This is a genomic window from Mycobacterium sp. MUNTM1 (genome assembly GCF_054660795.1).
The window spans coordinates 10,045-29,184 of sequence record NZ_BAAGDE010000019.1; the positions used below are offsets into that span (position 1 = coordinate 10,045).

The 19,140-nt window shown below is 69.4% G+C and carries 11 protein-coding genes; all 11 read right to left on the reverse strand.

Going from position 1 to position 19,140, the window contains the following annotated elements; all coding sequences use genetic code 11:
- Window positions 1-115: 115 nt before the first annotated feature.
- Entirely contained in the window at window positions 116-661 is a 546-nt protein-coding gene (locus tag ACYQ8K_RS13065; RefSeq protein ID WP_459969523.1) for a DUF4190 domain-containing protein, read from the reverse strand.
- Window positions 662-791: 130 nt separating this feature from the next.
- Entirely contained in the window at window positions 792-1,790 is a 999-nt protein-coding gene (locus ACYQ8K_RS13070) for a sensor domain-containing protein (protein WP_459969525.1), read from the reverse strand.
- Window positions 1,791-1,793: 3 nt separating this feature from the next.
- On the reverse strand, window positions 1,794-2,756 hold the full coding sequence (locus ACYQ8K_RS13075) for a sensor domain-containing protein (RefSeq protein WP_459969527.1): 963 nt from the start codon (window positions 2,754-2,756) through the stop codon (window positions 1,794-1,796).
- Between the two features lie 17 nt (window positions 2,757-2,773).
- The gene (locus ACYQ8K_RS13080; protein WP_459969658.1) at window positions 2,774-3,928 is read right to left on the reverse strand and encodes a hypothetical protein; all 1,155 of its coding nucleotides are present in this window, start codon (window positions 3,926-3,928) and stop codon (window positions 2,774-2,776) included.
- A 23-nt stretch (window positions 3,929-3,951) separates the two neighbouring features.
- Window positions 3,952-4,884 (reverse strand): hypothetical protein, encoded by a 933-nt coding sequence (locus ACYQ8K_RS13085; protein ID WP_459969529.1) that lies wholly within the window; start codon window positions 4,882-4,884, stop codon window positions 3,952-3,954.
- A complete protein-coding gene (locus ACYQ8K_RS13090; protein WP_459969530.1) occupies window positions 4,884-7,373 on the reverse strand; it encodes a GAP1-N2 domain-containing protein in 2,490 nt (829 codons plus the stop codon). The genes ACYQ8K_RS13085 and ACYQ8K_RS13090 overlap by 1 nt, the downstream gene beginning before the upstream one ends.
- Entirely contained in the window at window positions 7,370-9,421 is a 2,052-nt protein-coding gene (locus ACYQ8K_RS13095; RefSeq protein ID WP_459969531.1) for a hypothetical protein, read from the reverse strand. Before ACYQ8K_RS13095 ends, ACYQ8K_RS13090 begins: the two co-directional genes overlap by 4 nt.
- Before the next feature lie 2 nt (window positions 9,422-9,423).
- Window positions 9,424-12,075 (reverse strand): hypothetical protein, encoded by a 2,652-nt coding sequence (locus tag ACYQ8K_RS13100; RefSeq protein ID WP_459969533.1) that lies wholly within the window; start codon window positions 12,073-12,075, stop codon window positions 9,424-9,426.
- A 2-nt stretch (window positions 12,076-12,077) separates the two neighbouring features.
- Complete coding sequence (locus ACYQ8K_RS13105) at window positions 12,078-15,623, reverse strand: tubulin-like doman-containing protein (protein WP_459969534.1); 3,546 nt, start codon at window positions 15,621-15,623, stop codon at window positions 12,078-12,080.
- Window positions 15,623-18,574 carry a vWA domain-containing protein gene (locus tag ACYQ8K_RS13110; protein ID WP_459969536.1) on the reverse strand — a complete coding sequence of 984 codons (2,952 nt, stop codon included), beginning with the start codon at window positions 18,572-18,574 and terminating at the stop codon, window positions 15,623-15,625. Before ACYQ8K_RS13110 ends, ACYQ8K_RS13105 begins: the two co-directional genes overlap by 1 nt.
- Window positions 18,575-18,585: 11 nt before the next feature.
- Window positions 18,586-19,140: a hypothetical protein gene (locus tag ACYQ8K_RS13115; RefSeq protein WP_459969538.1), complete on the reverse strand. Its 555-nt coding sequence runs from the start codon at window positions 19,138-19,140 to the stop codon at window positions 18,586-18,588.

Consider the following 19,140-nt stretch of genomic DNA (forward strand, 5'->3'; position numbering starts at 1 on the left):
CACCCGCGGCTGTCTCGCCTTTCCGCAAGCCCTATTGCACCGCCCCCCCCCCGAATTCCCCCAAACCCGATACCCCCCTGCCCCTGGGGCCCGGGCCCGGGGTGGCCTCGTCAACCTATGCCACCACCTGCCCGGCGGACCATTGTTTGGATAGATCGTGAAAGTCAGTGAAATCCGCCTCGGAGTAGCCGACGGTGGCTGAAGGGTCGTAGTTTTTCGGCTCGCCGACATCTAAGGCACCCCAGCACTCGGGTCGGTCGATCTTATTTCTTCCAGCATTGACCGTGGGTTGTCGGTACGTCGCTTCAACGGTCATCGCCGGATCCCCCGTGAAGTTCTTGATGTCGTCGAGACTGGCCAGCAGGCCGTCCAGATCGGCCGGTGCCACGATCGGCGGCGGCGGGGTGGTGCTGGTGGTGGTCGTGGTGACGCGAGCTGGCGTCGTAGTCGCGGTCGCGGCGACGTGGGTTGGGGCGCTTTCGGGCAGCGTTGCGCGGACAATCAACGCGACCACCAACGCCGTGATGAACACGTACGACAAAGTCACACCGACCAAAGCGCGATCGCGGCCACGCTGTCCGGTGCGACGGATCTGCGCTAAACCCAAGTGTCCAAGGATCAATCCCGCTGGCGGGAACACGAATGCGAACACCACCGACAACGTCGCCAACACATTGGCCTCATCGCGCGGCGGGGACGCGGGTGGTTGCATTGATTGCTGCGGCCCGGGCGGTCCTCCACCGAATGGATTAGGCTGAAACGGGTTGGCACCAAAGGGATTACTCATCGGCTCACCCCGGAATCTTGCCCAGAATGTAGTTGGCGATGTCAAGCGCGGCCTGCTGGCCACGATCGGTGTCGACCAGCACGACGTTGATGTCAACGACCACATTGTTTTTGGCGGCGATCGCACGATCGTTGCGCGACCGCAGTACCGGTCCCTGGGCGGTCAAGACCATGGCGGTGATCCCGTTTCCGGCGTCGGAGGGCACACCCATCGACACCGCGACCGGCGCCGACTGCTTGCCCGGTGGCGGAAGGATGTTCATCGTCGACCCGCCGCATCTGCGCCAGATCGATACCAGGTTCGCCAACTGCCGCTGCGCACCCGGTGGGTCTCGGAAGGCCATCAGCACCTGTCCCGCCTCTTTCATCGCGGGTACGTCATGGTCGTCGATCAGCACCAACCCGAAGTACCCGACGAGGGCCTGCATATCGGTGTTGGGGGCGCCGCCGCCCATGACCGGCCAGCATTCGGGACGGTCAACGGTTGCGCTGTCGGAATCCGGGCCGGGCTTGAATGTCGGCGGCAGGGCAACGAGATTGGGGTTGGCCATGAACCTCTTGACGTCATCGATGGTCGGCAGCAACCCGGGTAGACCCGTGGGCGTGACGATGGACGACTGCGGTGCGGAGCCGGTCGAGACCGGCGCGCTGGTCCGCGACGCTGTTCGCGACGAGCCGTCGTCACCCTGCGTCGCCCACGCCACCACGGCCACCACCGTCAGCGTGATGACCGCATACGACAGCATCAGCCCAACGAGCGCGCGGTCACGGCCCCGTTCGCCGGACCGCCGGATCTGCGCCAGGCCCAGATGGGCCAGCACCGCACCGGCGGGGGCGAAGACGAACGCGAACACCACCGACAGCGTCGCAAAGACGTTGGTGCGCGGCTGCTGTGGCGGCGGCGCCGTGTAGACCGGAGGCCTCGGCGGCATGCCGTACGGCGGGCCGCCGTAAGGGTTGGCGCCAAAGGGGTTGGGGCCGAACGGCTCCTGCGGGTTCGTCATTGTTCAGCCCGGAATCTTGTTGAGGATCTGGTTGGCGACGTCCACCGCGGCTCGCCGCGCGCGGTCGATGCCGTTGCCGGTGTAGGAGACCAGCAAATCAATGACCACGTTTGCCTTGGCAGCGACCGCGTGCACGTTCAACGCACCCGGTGATGTCAATTCGACAGTGCTGATACCGTTTCCGGCGTCGATCGGCCCGCTCACCGAAACTGTGAAAGGTTGTTCGTTCGGCTTGGTGTCTTTGACCGATGCGCCATTGCAGTGCCGCCACACTGACAGAAATTTCGTCAGTTGTATTTGCGCCGCCGCCCCGTCGACATACGCTGCGACGCCAGGACCCACCGCGACCGTGTTGAATGTATCGCCGCCGCCCCCCTCGACGTACATCGCCACATAGAAGCCGAGCAGCGCCTTGCCGTCGTACACGTCCGGCACGCCCACGTCGAGCGCTCCGCGGCAGTCCGGTGGGTCGAGAGTCTCTGAGGCCAAGCGCGGCTGGTGCGCTACTCCGCCGATCGTCAGGCCCTGATCGCCGGTGATCGTCTTCACGTCGTCGAGACTCGGTATCAGCCCAGGTAAGTCGGACGGGGTGACCTGCGCAGGCGGCACCGAGGTGGGCGCGGCCGTGCGGACGGGCGTGCTGTCGGGCCGGGTCAGCCACACCACCAAAACACCGACCAGGACAACGATCACCGCATACGACAGCACGGTCCCGACCAGAGCGCGGTCACGGCCGCGCTGGCCGGTGCGCCGGATCTGTCGTAGGCCCAGGTGTCCCAGAACCGCCCCGACGGGGGCGAACACGAACGCGAACACCACCGATAACGTCGCCAGGGCATTGACCGGTGGGCGATCCGGCGCTGGTACGGGCGGCGCGGTATACACCGGAGGCCCGGCGGGGCTGCTCCCGAACGGGGCGGCACCAAATGGATTGTGCTCGAACGGATTCTGAGGGGGGATCGTCATGTCTGCCGCACGGAATCCTAGAGCACACCGAAACTCGACGTGACCCAGCGGACCGGGTCGACACAGCGGAACGGGGCGATGCCGCGGGCGTGCAGCCGCTGGCCGCTGGGTGGCTGGCCGAGGGCGGAGACGACAAAGAACCGGTGCCTCAATCGCCGTGGCGTGGAAGGGTTTTCGACGCCAGCGATGATCGAGCCGGCATTGAGTCGGGTGAGCAGGCTGCGCACCTCTTCGTGCAGCAACTGACCGTCGTTGTCGTCGTACAGCACTGAATCCGACGGGTCGCGGAGATAGGCGGCCCCGGCGTTGGACATCACCATGCTCCACTCGGAGCCGTCGACGTCGCGCAACGCCCGCAGGGCGTCGAACTTCGACAGGATGACGGCCAGCCGTGGTTCGCCGGAACCGATGGCCATCATCACATTGTTGAGCACGCCGCGCGGGTCTCCCCCGCTCACCATCTGCGGGGGCAGCAGGTCCTGCAATTGGTCCCGAATCGATTGCACACGAAGCGGATCGAACATGAAGAACACGGCCTCGGCGTTGCTGAAGAATCGAAACGGCGGTGAGTGGAGGTTCCCGGACTCCATGTCCTCACCGGCGACGTCGCGCAGCACCAGGTACCGCTGCACCCCGTGCCAGGTGCCCAGGCTGAAAATCAGCGGCTCGCGCTGGGTCGAGGTCTGGGTCATCATCGTGGGCGTCGGCGGGATCAGCCCGCGCTGGACGAACAGCGGTGTCTCGTAATGGGTGGCGTACGCGACCGCGGTCGAGCGCGTCGCGGGCGCCATGGCAAACCCGAGGTGTTCGCACAACAGCTGCAGTTGGCGGACCAGCACGGCGATGTAGAGACTCTTGCCCGTGGCGCGGGCACCCGCCATCGCGATGCAATAGGCCTGACCGTCGCGCCACCTGTCGGGCAGGGTGAAGTGGCAGACGGGGCAGATCTCGTGGACGGGACCGCGCAGCGCCTGCGCGGCGATGTTCGGCGGCGGCGGGCCGTTGTACCCGGGTGGGCGATCCCAGCGGAACATCGGCCCGATGTCGGCCTTGGCGCCCAGGAACGCCGACCCGACCTCGTCGTGGTAACGGGGCGCGCCGCTGGTCGGCGCCAACGTCCACAGGTGATGGTCGGGATCCAGAAGCGCAAAGCAGCGTGGACATTTCGTCAAGATCGCCTGCGCTGTCGGAGCGCTCATGTCAGCGCCCGAACAAGCCCGGCGGTGATCTCGTCGAGCACCTGCGGATGCGCCAGCAGTTCGGCCGAGGCGTCCTGCCCCGATCGCGGCGCCGGCAGCCTGGGCCCGGAAACCCGGCGGTCATCGGACAAGGTGATCAACGCGAATCCGCGGTGCACGCCGCTGGCCGGAAAGTCCGAACAGGCCACGGTGGCGATGTCGGTCCGCAGCCGCGACCAGCGCGCGCCCGCCGACCACCGCGGCTGCACCTTGCGTACCGCCTCGGCGAGCCCGAGGCCGGTCCCGGGGGCATGGCTGTCGACCGGGACCTTGGTGACGTCGGCGCCGACGAGCACCGCGGCCACGTCGTGAATCCCAAAGGCGTCGGCCACCCCGACGGCCACGTCGGTGGCGGCGGCCGCGCTGCCGTCGGCGAACCAGGGCCGCATCGATGCCGAACTGTTCAGCGCGACAACAAGTTCGGCGTGGGCGAGCTTGCGGTCCCGGCCGATGATGCGCCGCGCGGACGTTCGCGCGGCCGCGGCCAGTGGGCTCAGCGCCGTGTCGGCGGCCGCGGTGACCGCTACTTCGATGTGGTGGCCGGCCGGACGCAGCTCGGCGAATACCACCGCGCCGTCACCGCTGACGTCCACCGGATCGAACAGCACCTGAACCGGGTCGGCTTCGTCCGGCACATCGTGCGCGATCGCCAGGTGCACGACGGTGCCGGCGCCGAATTGCGTTGTGAACGCGGGCCGGACGGCGATGGTTACCGGACCGGTCAGCGACGGCAACACGACGTGCTGTGGGCTGGAGCGCACCACGGGCTGACCTTGTGCGGCCTGGATGTCGAGCGCGGCGTCCTGAACCGCACCGCTGATAGAGATCGAAAGCGGCCCGACGGGTATGTGCGCGCGCTGATTACGTGCGGTCAGGGCATAGATCGGCATCAGTGGTTCCTCCACATCTGTGCAGGCGGGGCCGTGAGCGGCGCGCGCTGGTCAGCGCGGCGGGTCAGCATCGTGCTCACCAGCTTCCGGTACCGCCGTGGCGGCGATCCCTCGTTGCTGCCGGCCATCCGCATCATCGTCGCCAGCACCCGCTCCTGGTCGTCGTCGCTGAACTGCCGGCTCGCGGCCAGCGCGGCGGCCGCCGCGCCCAGCACGCCATCGACGGCATCGCCCGGCTCTGCGGCGTCGGTCCGCAACAGGCTGGCCGCCACAATGTCTGCGGCCGTGACGATGTTGTTGTCCACCAGCCCCAGCACCTGCTCGCCGGCCGCTGTGGCGACCGCGGGATCGGCGGCGAGTTGTGCGGCCAGGACGGGTCGCGGTTGTCCCGCTATCAGGCCGAGGACGGCCAGCACCGCCACGCGCACCGCGCAGTCGGCATGCACTCGCCCAGGGCCGATTTCGTTCAGCGCAACATCCCACAGACCCGCGTACGCCTTTTGATGGGTGTTGATGTAGCCGCGCTGCACCCAGGACGCCGGGCTGACCATGCGCAACGCCGCGCACGCCACCGCGAGATCATCGTTGTTCGCTGCGGTGATCTCGTCGGCCAACCGGGCCAGCGATTCACCGTCGGGCGCCCCAAGCAGGGTCGGCAACAGCGAGGCCGTGCTCAGGGCGGGCCCGCCCGCCACCAGGAGCTCCGCGGGATCCCAAATATGTTGGGCCGCCAGATCATCGCGGCGCGGCGATCCATTGGCCGCGTGCCACCACAGCTCGGGAAAGGGATCCGCCTCATCGGGGTTGCGTTCGGCGCGCATGCCACACACCGCCGCCCGGGTCCACGTCGCGTCCCACGGTCGCGCACCCAGCAGTTCGGCCGGCGGGGGCATGGTGGATCCTTCGGCGAACCAATCCAGCACGGCGTCGCTGATCGGTGCGGCGCTCTCGCAACTCAGGCGCAGGGTTGCGGCGGCCGCGGCGATCCGGGTTTCGGGGCCGAGCCGGTGCGGCAGCCGCCGGGCCAGCGAGGGCCCGGTGTCCGGGTCGGCCAGCACCGCCGCGACCCGTTCGGTGAGGGCCTCAGTAAGGCGGTCGTCGTCGACGCCCGCGCGCAGTAACAGGTCGACCAGTTTGAGCAGCCGTTGCGGATCACCGCTGGCGCCGGCCCGCTGCACCGCCGGACCCAGCGCGCCGGCCAGTGACTCGGGAACCGGACGGCCGTGATAGGTGTTGGCGCTCAACGGGATCGGGCCCAGTTGGTCCAGCCAGGTGTCGTCGCCGATGGCGCGGCACAGGTAGGTCAGCGTCGCGTGCTCGCCCGCGAAGCCGGGCAGGTTCTGTTCGGCGGCCTTCCAGGCGTCGGGCGTGGTATCGCCGACGAGGGCCGAAAGCGCCTCGTCGACAAGGCGTTCGGTCGGCGATCCGGAAGTGATGCCGGCCGGCGAGTGCGCGGTGATGATCGCGTTCGCTTCGGGATGGGCAGCGGCGAATTCGTCGTCGGCGGCGATCGTGATCGCCAGCGGCCAGGCCGGGTGCAGGTCTCGATCGTCGGTTTGCGCGGCGCGACTGTCGAGTTCGTCGAGCACCGCGAGCGCCGACCGCGGATCGAGCAGCACTTCTTGTGCCATCACCGACCAGGCGGTGACGGCGATCGCCTGACCCGATGCGGTCCGATGCGGCTCGCCACCCAACTCCCCCAGGGACAGCGTCGCGGTCTCGTCGATGGCAACGAAACCGGTTGGCAGCATGTCCAAGTCGCCGACGGGCACCGCGGCCAGGTGCTGGATGGCGTGCTGCGCCGGGCCGAGTTGGTCGGCGCGGTCGAAGGTGCTGAAGTTCAGGGTGGCCGCGGTCCCCGGTGACATCAGGAAACTCACCAGGCCGATCCACTGTGCGGCCGAGTCGACGGAGACGGCGCCCAGGGCGACGGGTGCGCCGCCATCGAGGGCGGCCGCGACCGCGTCCAGCAATCCCAGCAGGGTGCCGACCCGCCAGGTGCTGGTGTCCAGCGCGAAGGCGATCGCGCTTTCCCGGGTGACGACGGGCGCGACGCCCGGCGGTTCGGCGGGCAGGGCGGCGCGCCCGACGGCCGCCGCGCCGAACGGTCGTAACCAGGCCGGCGAGCCCCATCGCTGGATGGGGCGTAGCCGCGGCGCGGAATCCGGTGCGCGGTCGAGCAATACGTGGGCGAATACGTTGCCCGGGCGTCCCGTGCTGTCGGCGCCGGCGGCAACGGTATGCCAGTAGCCCGCGGCGTCGCTGGCCCAGCGTCGGTACTCCAGCCGTCGCGGCGCCGCGTCCAACTGCTCCGGGGTCGGATAGTCGGGCAGCGGCGTGACGGGCCGAAACGCGGTGCGCACACCCGACGCCAGGCGTTGCGTTTCCTCGGGCGACAGCTCACCGGTGGTCTGCTTGACCTGCCATCCGCCCGCGCCGCCCGGCTGGTCGAAACTCGTATAGGCGAGTTGACCGTAGCGCGGGGTCATGGCGCGCCCACGCTCAACCGGAGGCTGTGCACCGGCGGATCCAACAGCGCGATGGTGCGCAGCCGCGCCGCCGAGGGCGTGTTGACGAACAATCGGATCCATCCGCGCCGGCCGCGCAGGTCGACGGCCCACGGCTCGGCGGTACCGGCGGTGGTCAGGGCCGACCACCGCAGTTCCTTAGACGGCGTGGCCGCCAGGCCGCCCTGCGCGTCCAGCGGCGCCGCGTCGAGCGCTTCACCATCGGTGGGCGACAATGGAATTCGGTCGGGGTGGTTGACCAAGACGAATGCCGGCGATCCCGGCACCTCGTATTCGGACCGCATGTAGATGGTGGCGTGCGACGGCTGCCCGGCCGGGTCGCGGCTCAACTGCACCGCGTACTGCAGCCGCAACAGGCCCGCGTATTCGATGCTGCGCACGGCCCCGATGGCGCGGCGACCGGCAGAAAACGCGACCGGCGCCAGATGCAACGAACACCCGCTGACCGGTAGTTTGCCGTTGGGCAGTTGCAGGCCGCCGTACTTCTCGTATTGCTCGACGGTGATTTCGTAGGACGTGCCGGTCAACCCGTTGCGCGGGTCGTAGCCCTTGGGCGCCAGATACACCACGACGACGGCCGCGCCCTGCGGCCAGTCGAACGTGAGAACCTGCTTGTTGCAGTATTCGGCCAGTTCGACATCCCGGATGACACCGGTGCGCACCGAACAGAAGGTCTTGCCCAGCAACGCACGACCGGCCAGCACGGTGACCGGGGTGAAGTAGGCGCGGCTCCAGTTCGTCGGCCAGGACACCCCCGACATCACCGACCGAGGCCGTCCGTCGGGACCGGGCTGCTCGGTAATCGGTTGCGTCAGGCGCAGATCCGGGGTCAGCCCGACCTGCTCGAGCGCCGCCTCGGGCAGGTCATTGGCCTCGGCGCCGGCGGACGGGCCGGTTTGGCTGCGATAGATCACCACCTCGCCGGCCGAGGGTGCCTTCCAGGTGAGTTCGAAGCCCTCCGCGGCCCCCGGCGCCGACGTCACCATCAGGTCGGTGACCGGCGTTAGGACGGCGGCGATTTCGACTTCGGCGTCGACCGGCGCGGCCAGCCGAAGCACACCGTTGACCGGAACCGCGGCCCGGATCCGATACACGTAGTGCCGCCCCGGCGCAGGGTCGGGGTCGACGAATCCGGCGCGGTTGTCGCGGTCCAGCAGGATCCGGTGCTGGGGTCCCTCGCGGCCGGCCTCCTCGGCCGGCATCCGGGACACGAACACGGTGCTGACCGCCGAAGGCACGGTCCAGCTGCCGATGACCTTGCCGTTGTCCTGCCGAACCACACAATCGCGAACCGGGCTGACGGCCACGCCCTCCGCGTGCTTGATCGGTTGTGCCGCAAGCGCTTCGGCGCGGGTGCCGCCGACGTTGACCCACACCTGGTAGTAGCGCACCGCCGCGGCCGAGGGCACCGGGTCGGCCGCGGTGGTCTCCGGGGTGGCCGCCACCAGCCGGGCCCGGTCCGGGGAGTACGGCGCGTTGTCCTCCTGCGCGACCAGCCGGTAGATCACCACGGCATCGCCGCCCGGCAGGTACGGGGTCCAGGTCAGCTCGCAGCCACCGGCGCCTTGGTCCTCGCGCGATGGCCTGACGGTGACGGCGGCCAGCGGGCCGGTCTGTTCGCCGAAGGTATACGCCGCGAAATCGCTTGCATTCAGCGGTATTTGGTCATTCGTCGCGCCTTCCGCCAGCGGCGCGGTGCCGGTCGGTGCACCGGCGGGCTCCACCGCCGACAGGGCTGCCGTCGAGCGCTGATGGCGGCCCGGTGACGACTCCGACTCCACCTCGGCCAGGACGGCCGCCAGCTCCTCGGCGTACTCGGCGACCGAGCCGGGCAGCATCGCCCGAATCTGTTCCACATCGGTGCGCCCGGACCGCAGTATCAGGCGCAGGTGGGTTTCCTTGAAGCCCGCCTTGGATACCGCCCCGGAGTCGATCAGGCGCTGGCGCCACGCGATCAGGGCGTTGAGGCGGGGGTCGTCGGCGTCGCCGGCGTGTTGCGGATCGGGCATGGCTAGAACACCAAATCCCCGCCGGGCGGCGCGTCCCGGTGTTCGGTGTGGGTGATCACCGCGGTCTTCTCCATTTCCACTCCCGACGCGGCCGCCAGCGGCACCTCGAACAGGGTGAAGTCGTAGGGTGCCAGCCCGTCGCTGGCCTGCACCACCGCGGCGCGAAAACCCAGGCCGGGACGGGCGAGTGCGGCCGTGTCGATGGCCACCGCGCAGCGGCCCGCGGTCATCGCCGCGTCGGTGAACACCGACCCGTCGAAGGGAGCAGCCTGTCCCGGCCGGTGGTCGACGACACCGGCGGCGAACTGTTCGGCGGCGACGTGCTGTCCCATCGCGGGGGCCAGTACCGCACCGGTCAGCGCTGCGCCCACACGTTCATCCTCGGCGAACATCTGCTCGACGCGCTGCCACAGTGCCTCGGCGCCGGTGGCGTGCACTTGCCCGGACGCCACCGCCGCCGACCATTGGTCCAGGCCCGACGACGTCCGGAAACCCGGCATGCGATACAGCATTTCGGGCTCCTCCCGCAGCCGGCCCGCGGCGTGGGCGACCATCTCCTGCCACGGCTTGGTCAGCCACCCGAGCGCGTAGAGGCGGCGCTGAATGGCGTGCGCCGCATCGTCGGCACGCTCGGCGCCGGGATCGGCCACGCCGACCTGGGCGCAGCGGGGCAGGCCATCCGAAATCAGTGGCGCCGGCGACCGTCCGGTGGGAGCGGGTCCGAACGGTGCGCGCAGCACCGGTCCCAGCACGCGACACCACGACAAATACTGGCCGTAGGCGGTGGACAGCCGGCTGACGTCGTGCAGCGCCGTCTGCAGATTCGCCTGCATCATGTCAAGCTGATTCTGTTGCGATTTGCGCAGATTCATCAGGGTGAACATGTCGCGCTGGGCGAACAGGAACAACGTCAGCGACACCAGAATGTAGAGGCCCAGCAGTATCCCGCCGGTGATCAACGTGTATTTCCAGCCGGTGAAGCCGGTCACCGCCAGCCCGACGAGCACGACGAGGACGCCCAACGTCGCCCAGGTCAGCGTGGCTAGGATGGTGCCAATGGCAAGGTGTCGGGCGCGCACCCGCTCGTCGATCGATATCTCGCTGGCCGCCCGCTGAATCTGTTCGGCGATTTGCGCGACCTCGGTGCGGGCCCGCCCCAAGAAGTCGGCCAGGATCGATCCGGCCTGCCACGCATAGCTTTTCGACACGTGCTGCTGCCAGCGTTCCAGTTCGGTCGACGCCCCGCGCGCCTCGACGCCGGCGGCGGGATCGGAGTAGGCGCGTTGCAGTCTCTGGCGCAGATCGGCCGCGCCCAGCACGTCGGCCGGCTCCAGGTCGCTGACGCCGATCACGGCGGCCAGCGACGTCGGGATGGCGGTGAACCGGTCCGCGCGGCTCGGCACGACGTCGGCGGCGCTGGCCACGACACCGACACCGGCACCCACTTGGATCGGGTCGAGTCCCTTCGCGCGGCGGCCGCCGTCGGCCAGGGTGAGCGCGCCGTTGACGAAGTCGGTCCACAGCGGGCTCAGGTCCTGTTGGGCCAGTCGCCCGTTGGCGCCCGATCCCCCGATGGCCGCGTTCAGCGTGTCGGCGCTGCGGCCGAGGTCCTGCCAGTCGGCGAGCTGACTACTGGTCACCACCGAGAACGCCGATTCGCGGCCGCCGAACACGGTGCCCTGCACCGTCGAGGCCAACACCGCCGACACCGATCCCTTGACCGCCGACAGCCACGCCGACGGCGCGTTGCGCAGGGCACCACCCATGAAGCGCAGGAACATCTTCAGCGCCGCCCAGATCGAGATGGCCTGCGTGGCAACATCGTCAGCGCCCATTCGCGGCCCGCGCAGCACGTCGCGATGTTTGGTCCACAGCGCGCGCGCCATCGTCTGGGTCGCCGCCGATACGTCCTCGACGTAGAGCACCGGCACCTGGCCGCCGTGCGGCAGCGGCAACCGTCCGGCCGGATCGAACAGCCGGGCCCGCAACCGGCGTTCCACCTCCGCGGTGTCCAGGCTGCGGTAGAACGCGCGCACCGCGCGCAGCGTCTGTCCTGGCAGAATTTCCACGCTGTCGAAGGGGGTCTGCTGCACGTCGGCCCACAGGCCGGCCACCGCGGCGACCACCGGGGCGGCGCGCTGGGCCAGGTCGAGCGGCTCGGCGAGGTGTCCCCACGGCACCGCGCCCAATCCGGGTGCCGGCGAATCCTCCGGCGCGATCAGCAGGTTGTGCCAGCCTTCCACCACGACCGACGAACTGAGCTGGCTGGCGCCGGCCCGACCGCTGGTGAGCAGCATCCGCAGCAGGGTAATCCCGGCTCCCCGGGCGGTGCTGCGCACCACCTGCTCGACGAACTGCTCGGCGGCCAGTGGCGCCCGCTGATCGGCCGAAGCGTCGAGCGGAACCAGTACCGCGACCCGGACCCGGTCGTAGTGCTTGGCGGTCAACACCTGTTGCAGCACAACACTTTCCGACCGGCCACCGCGCACCATCGTCGCCGTCGTGGCGGGCCCCCGGGCATCGCCGGCGTCTACCCAGACGAAGACGCCCAGTAACCCCGCGGCGGAGTAGTCGCACAGGACGCCGAGCAGCTCGTCGGTTTGCAGGTGGGGAGCCACGACCACGGTGAGGGCGGTGTCACTGGGTGCAACCATGGTCAGAACGTCCCGCCCTCGGGAATCACCACGGGCGCACCGCCATCGAGCACGGGGCCGCCCGCCGCCGCGCCGGCCGCCAGCGCCTCGGCCTCGCGCTGGATCAGGTTGATCAGCGCGCCGGTGGCCGCGTACACGTCGGGCGCCAGGTCGCGGAACATGGGCGTGTTCGACGCGGTGGTGCGGGTCGGCACGGTCGTGAACGCCCCACCGGGTGCGGCGCCTGCCATGTCCGCCGGAAGGTATTGCGCCGCAACATCGCGGATGGTGGTCAACCACTCGATGGCCGCGGCGGCGCGCTCGTCGGCGGTCTGGGCCTCGGCGACCCCGGGCACCCGAGACTGCACACCGGGTGTGCTCGAGACCCCTTGCAGGAATTCGCGCAACAGTGCCTGCGCCGACAGCGCGACGATGCCGCTGGCGGGGTCTTGGGAGTGCGCGTCGTAGAGCTCACGCAGCACGCTGTAGGGCCGCAGCGATCGCATCACCGGCGGCTCGTGCGACTGCGCGATGGCCAGCAGGATCGATTCCAGCACCGCGGGCAGCCAGTCGTAGGGGGCGTGGAACGCCGACGGCGGCGTCAGCAGCGGGTTCGGGAAGTTCAGCCACTGCCCGCTGTCGGCGTCGTAGATCCGCACCGGCTCGGTGAACGGTGACGCGGGGATCTGGATGCGGCCCAGCAACTGCCCGACGAACCAGCCGCCGGTCATGGTGCGCCGTTGTTCGTCGGTCATCGGCAGCGACGCCGAAAGTGGCCGAGAGCGGCGGTATTTCCAGAAGGCGCCGCGCCCGGGTCCCGCCGTCTGCGCCCACTGCTGGGCGGCGGGCTTGAGCACCGAGTCGAACGCCAGCGGCGAATAGTTGGGGTAGGAGCCGAAGATGTCGATGCGGGTCACGCTGTCCTCATCGGACAGCGAGCGCCCGTAATTGTCCCTCGTCGCCTGGTCGATGCGCGGATTGTTCCGGATGACTTCGAACAGTTCCCGGTCGACCGGTTGACCGGCGAACGGAATCTCGGAGAACTTGTAGCGGTACTCGGTCTGTTGGCCGGGGTGGACGCGCTGCAGCGCCTGGTCGTTGACGCTGGCCAGCGGCCGCGCCAGCGAGAGCGCCTCGGCGAACTTGGTGGCGATGTCGCGGCGGCGCGCCACCAGCTCCGACTCCGACGCCCCGGCGCCCTGCACGTAGTCGCGCAGCGACACCTTGCAGAATTCGGCGAACGACTCCCCCGGCCGCTCGACGTAGAGCCGCGCCCGGCGCAGCAATTCCACTGGGCGGGTGTGGATGTCGAACTGCGCGATCGACGGCACCCGCGCGCGGCCCGTCTCGGGGTCGGTGCCCAGCGCCCGAGTGACCCAGGTGGCGGTGCGTTCGATCAGCCCGCCGGGTGCGGCCACGCCGCCGGTGGTCTGCCACTCCCCGAGGATCACCCGCGTCGTCGCCTCTTCGATGGCGGATTGCAGCGGGATCATCGCGTTGGCGCCGGCCACCGCCTTCGGCAGGTCCGCCTCGTAGCGTCCCTTGAACGCGGTCGAATTGATCAGCAGTACTTCGTTGTTCGCCTCCGCGAACCGGCTGGGCACCAGCTCGTCGGCGTCCGCCGGCCACGCCGCGTACTGATCGGTGGCCAGGCGCGCGAGGCCCACGTCGGTCGGCGGCTCCGAGCGCGCGATCTCCAGCTGAACCATCGCCTCGCTGAGGCGGTCACGTAGCGGCACCAGCAATTCCACGCCCAGCACCCGCATCACGTCGGCGATCCGGGCGGCCGCGTCGGCGAACAGCTGACGACGCACCGTCGCGCGGAACCCGTCCACCACGGCCGCCACGATCTGGTCGGTGTTGGTCATCACGCCGTGCAGCGATTTCAGCCCGGCGTCCACCTGCGGCGAGATCGCCACGATGTCGGGCGGGCCCATGTTGCCCAGCTGCGCGACCCCCGCGGTCAGTTGGTCCTCGATGTGCCGGCGTAGCTGGTCGACAACCTCGCGGGCGAACGGCAATCCCAGCGACGCGATGGCCGCGCCGACCACCTTCTCGAGCCGGTTAGCAAAATCCTGGTGCCACTGAAAAGCCATGGCGTAGGCCGCATCCGCGCACGCCCGGGTGAGCTCGGCGCGCCGATTGTGCACGGCCTGGCGCATGGTCGGCACCCATTGTTCGGCGGCGACGCCTTCCGGGTTGGGCAGGTGGTTGCGCAGCTGCCGGTCGATGAGGCCGTTCACCGTGGACGCGACGGTGTCGGCCGTGAAGGCCTCGGTGCCGATCCAGCGGCCCAGCTGGCTCACCCGGGTCTGTTGGTCGCCGGCGCTGGGCGGCAACCCCAATTCGCCGCAGAGCGCGGCCCATTGGCTGGACAGCAGGGAGTCCAACTGCTCGGTGCTCGACGCGGGATTGCCCTTTTGCATGTGCCCGTCGAGCAGCTTATCCACGCAGCTGCGGGCCAGCCGCTGAGCGGCGTATTCGGCGTAGCGGTCGCGGCCCATGCTCAGGCTGGAGAAGCCATAGGTGCCCCAGGGCAACACATCCCACGACGAGATGCCCCAGCCCAGCAGGTCGCGATCGCCCACGGGCGACGCGGTGTTGCCCAGGTCGTAGGCGACGAACTGGTCGCTGGCCCGGCCGCTCATCATCAGCCCGGCCAGCCCGCGCGCCAGTCCGCGGTACACCGCGTACTGCGAGCCGTCACCGAACAGGGTGCGGTCGGCGCCGATGTAGCGGCCTACCGGGAACACCCGCGCGAACGGAATCGGTTCTCCCTCACCGTGATGGTGGCCCAGCGCGCGCAGGATCCGCACGTCGTGTTCGCGGGCCGCGCCGGATTGGCTGGCGACGATCTCGCCGAGCATCGCCAAGGCGTTGGCCCGCACGCCGATGATGGCGCTCTGGGGCAGCGAATCGAAAATGTCGGGGGTCACCATGAATACGCCCATCAAGCGGGGATCCAAGCCGGTGACCAAGGTCAGCAGGCGGCAGACGTCCAGCGCCATCGACGCGCCCGCGCCGCCGGCCATCGACGACACCACCAACACCAGGGGTGGTTCGTTCGGGTCGAAGCGACCCATGCCCGGCACGTCGACCGTCGACATCTCCGACACGGTCTCAACGCGAAACAGCGTGTCCCACGCGGCCTGTAACCGGGCGTGGATCTCGGCGGCCTTGCTCAGGGTGATCATCCGCCCGATCGCCCGGTACTGCCCCGCGCCGGCCGAGATCGGGATCGACACCTCCTGCGGGCTGCGCGGCGCCCAGGTGGCGATGGTGTCCAACGCCGATTCGGCCGCCAGGCGTTGCGACAGCGCACCGTCGAGAACGGCGTAGCTGCTGCCCTGCGGTCCGCACCCGACGTAGCTGCCGCCCTGGGCGGGGACGTTGGCCAGCCCTTCAGGGCCCGACTCCGCGGCGCTCGGCACGTCGATGTGCACGAACTGCCAACCGGCCAAGAGCTTTTCGATTCCAGCTGTGTGCAGTTCGGAGCGCAGTTGGTCCATCATCAGGGACAGCGTGGCGCCGCCGGAACCGCCACAGCCCACTACCAGGAATCGTCGCATCAGGTGCCCTCTCCGAACGGGTCGAATGGTTCTGGGTCAAATCGATAGGAGGGTTGGGTCGCCTCGGTCGGCGGGAGCGCGGGCGGCCCACCCTCATCGCGCTGGTCACGTTCTTCGTCGTACCGGTAGCCCGCGGCCATCGTGTCGTCCTGGCGCGGTGTCGGTTCGGGGATGGGCCGCTCCTGCGTCTCGGCGTCGTTGAAGCCGGGCGGCACCGGTCCCGTCAGCGGGGGCGGCGCGGGCCTCGGAGCCGGCGTCACCAAAGGCGCCCCTGAGAACGGCGAATCATCCCCGCCGCCAAAGGGATCGTCTCCGGACGGGGCGGCCATGACACCGGCGGGCGTGTCACCGAACGGGGAGGCCGTCTCGCCCGGCGCCGCGAACGGTGCCGTCATGCCGGCCTGCACCGCGCGCAGCCGCAATCCGGTCAGCAGGTCGGGCAGCCGCTGCGCGATGTCCTCGTAGAGCCGCTCGCGCGCGGTGGTATCGGTGGTCCCGGCCACCAACAGCAGCACCTCCGCAAAATTCTCCGGCCCGTAGGGGTTGTGCAGCAGCACCCAGGTGTTGTGCACCGCCAGTGGCAACACCGCCCGCAGGCCGGTCTTGTCCGATCCGGGCAGCTTCGACCCGACGCTGACCATTGCATCGGCGTTGACGACCACATGGCCGGAGCCGAACGGGCTGCGCCCCAGCACAACTGACAGGTTCACCCCGGCCACCGACAGCTGACGGGCGCCGCCGGGCGGCAGCCCGGTCACCGGTTGCACCAGGTCGGCGTCGGCCATCGCGAACGGTTCACCGCCGCGCAGCACCGCGTCGTGCTCGACCTCCACCGGAATGCGTTCGGCCAGCAGCGGATTGTCGGGGATCTTGCTGACCCACCACTTCGACGCGTACAGCAGTGCCAACGGAATCCCGGGACCCAGCAGCAGCGCGGCGATGAGCACCAGGATGAAGTTGGTGGTGTTGAGCGGGTTGATCATGGACGCCGTGAAGGCCACCGGCACGGTCTGCGCGTCATCCGGATTGTCCAGCGTCGAAACATGCACGGGCACAGTGCCATTGAGCCCGCCGTGGCCGTTGTGATCGGTGCGCAGGGTGACCGACAATTGGGAGCTCCCCCCTGCCTGCACCTTCAGGCAGTGCTGGCCGGAATTCATCGGCGAACCGACATGCGGCGAGCCGATGCCGTCGGGAGCGCCCGACACCGTCGCGGAATCGGTGTCGCTGATCCAGGCGCAGCCCGGTCCGGTGATGTTCAGCGTCGCGGTCGCTCCCTTGGCCCCCTCGACGGTGCCGAAGTCAATGCGTTCACCCGGGGTGGGCAGGCCGACCTTCGGCAGAATCTGCACCGGCACATCGACTTCCTGCGGCGACAATTGGGTCCCGGCGATGGGTCCGCCGTTCTGATCGGTGGTGTTCGCGGTGGTGATCACCAGCGACATCCGCAACGTCGCGTGTCCTGGCGCGACTTTGGTCAGGTCGGCGTCGACGGGTTTGGCGATGTCATCCTTGCCCGCCGCCGTCAGCAGCGGAATCGGCGCGGCGCCATCGGGACCCAGGGACGCCGACATGGTGGCCGAGCCGGCCAGGTCGGCCGGGACCATCGGCTTGCCTTGGCCGTCAACCAAACCGAAGACCAGGCCCTTGAGTGTCTGGCCGCTGTGCCAGGCGACCTTGTCGCCACCCGTCAGCGCCGGGAAGATGTCGGTGGTGATGTGGATGCTGACCTTGGACACCGCGTCCGGGTGCTGGCCGGTGGTGTCGACGTAGACGATCGCCCACTGCCCGGTCCAGTGCGGGGCGTTGCTGTTCTGCAGCGAGATCGTCTGCGCCGACTCGGATTGCCATTGATAGTTCACCGCCACGCCGTCGACGTTGACGTTCTGGGCGCCGTCCTTCTTGGGCAGCGGCAGGGTCTGCCCGGTCGGCGAGACGAGGTAGGGTTCGACGCCGGGCACGCCGCCCGAGCCCAGGATGTTGACCTCTTTGATGGACCTGTCCAGCACGAAATTATGCCGCGCCTCCGGGCACACCTTGATCTGGCATACCCCGCCCTGGTCGGTCACGCCGGGATCGGGGTTGAGGGCGTCGAAGGCGAACAGCATGTCGTCGATGTTGGCGACGGGAAAGAAGTCGCCGGGCACCGGATCCGTGATGGCGCCGCATGCCATGCCCTGCAGCCCCTTGCCGGTGCTGATCGCCGACATCACGTTGAAGTCACCGGGAGTCTGCTTGGCACCCAAGCCGATTCCCAGCATGATGATGTTGCTCGACCGCAGCTGGTCGGCTAGGCCGCTGGGGCGGCAGATCGATTGCACGGCCTTCTGGGTGGTGTCGGGGATTCCGTTCGGTGAGTCCAGCGGGACCCCGTCGGCGTACGGCTTGGTGACCGGACGGGCGGTGAAGTCGATCATGCCGTCGGAAAACCAGGCGATGGCCTGACAGCGCTGACCCTTGTCGGCTGCCCCGCTGTGCTTGGTGAGCGCCTGCCGGGCGCCGTCGAGGGCCAGCCAGTAATCGGTGTCGATGCCGGTGTTCTTCTTGGCGATGGGATCCAGCGACGCGCCGACGCCGTCGGCGGTCGAGCCGGTGAGCTGGGTCCAATCATGTTCGGGGACATAGGTGTCGGAGAACCCGGCCACCGCGACGTCGAGCTTTGCGCTCACCCGGTCGGCGTACTTGCCCAACGTCTGCACCAGGTAACGGGCGGCCTGCACTCGCGCCGCCTGCGGGTCGGTCTCCTGCAGGCTGCTCGACTCGTCGAACAACAGCAGCAGATCGCCGGCCTTCTGCGAGGCCAGGCAGGCACCGAAGCGGCTTGCGCCCGGCGAGCCGCTCGCCGACGCGACGGGCGCCCAGCCGACCGCGTTGAGCACCACGACCAGGAAGGCGGCCGCGACCACGCGCGCCAGTGCCGCAACGCCGTTGCGGCCGCGAGGTATTCGCACAGGATGGGCCACTACAACGTCCCCGCCCACAGCGCGATCTGCCAGGCCCCCACCGCGATCCCGACCAGGCAGACGGCCAGCACCACCCAATACAGCGTCGACGTCCAGGTGGGCGCCGAATAGATGGCCTCGGTGCGCCGCCTGGTGTCGACCCGGCTGAAGACCGCCAGCGCGCCGATCGCCAGCGGCCCGGCCAGCAGCCACCCGGCGACCGCGGCCGCGATCATCGGGCCGCCCAACGCGCTCACGCCGGCCAGGGCAACGCCAGCTAGAGCCAGCGCCAAGGCCACCGCGAACCACGCCAGCGGCGGGCCCGCCGTCGTCAGCGCCCCGACGCCCGCGGGAGTCGCGGTGAGTTGGCCGAACGCGTCACGCCCGCCCGTCGGGTCGAACGCGGGTGGGCCCTGAAAAGCATCCGACCGCCCCGGCGCAGGTGGTTGGTTGGCCCAGGGATCGAATCCGCCCGAAAAACCCCCACCCTGCTGCACCGGCGCCTGGCCGCCACCGGGCGGCGCCTGCTTGCCCGGCCCGAAGTCGCTGAAGTCGAAGGGGTTTGGTGCGTTCAT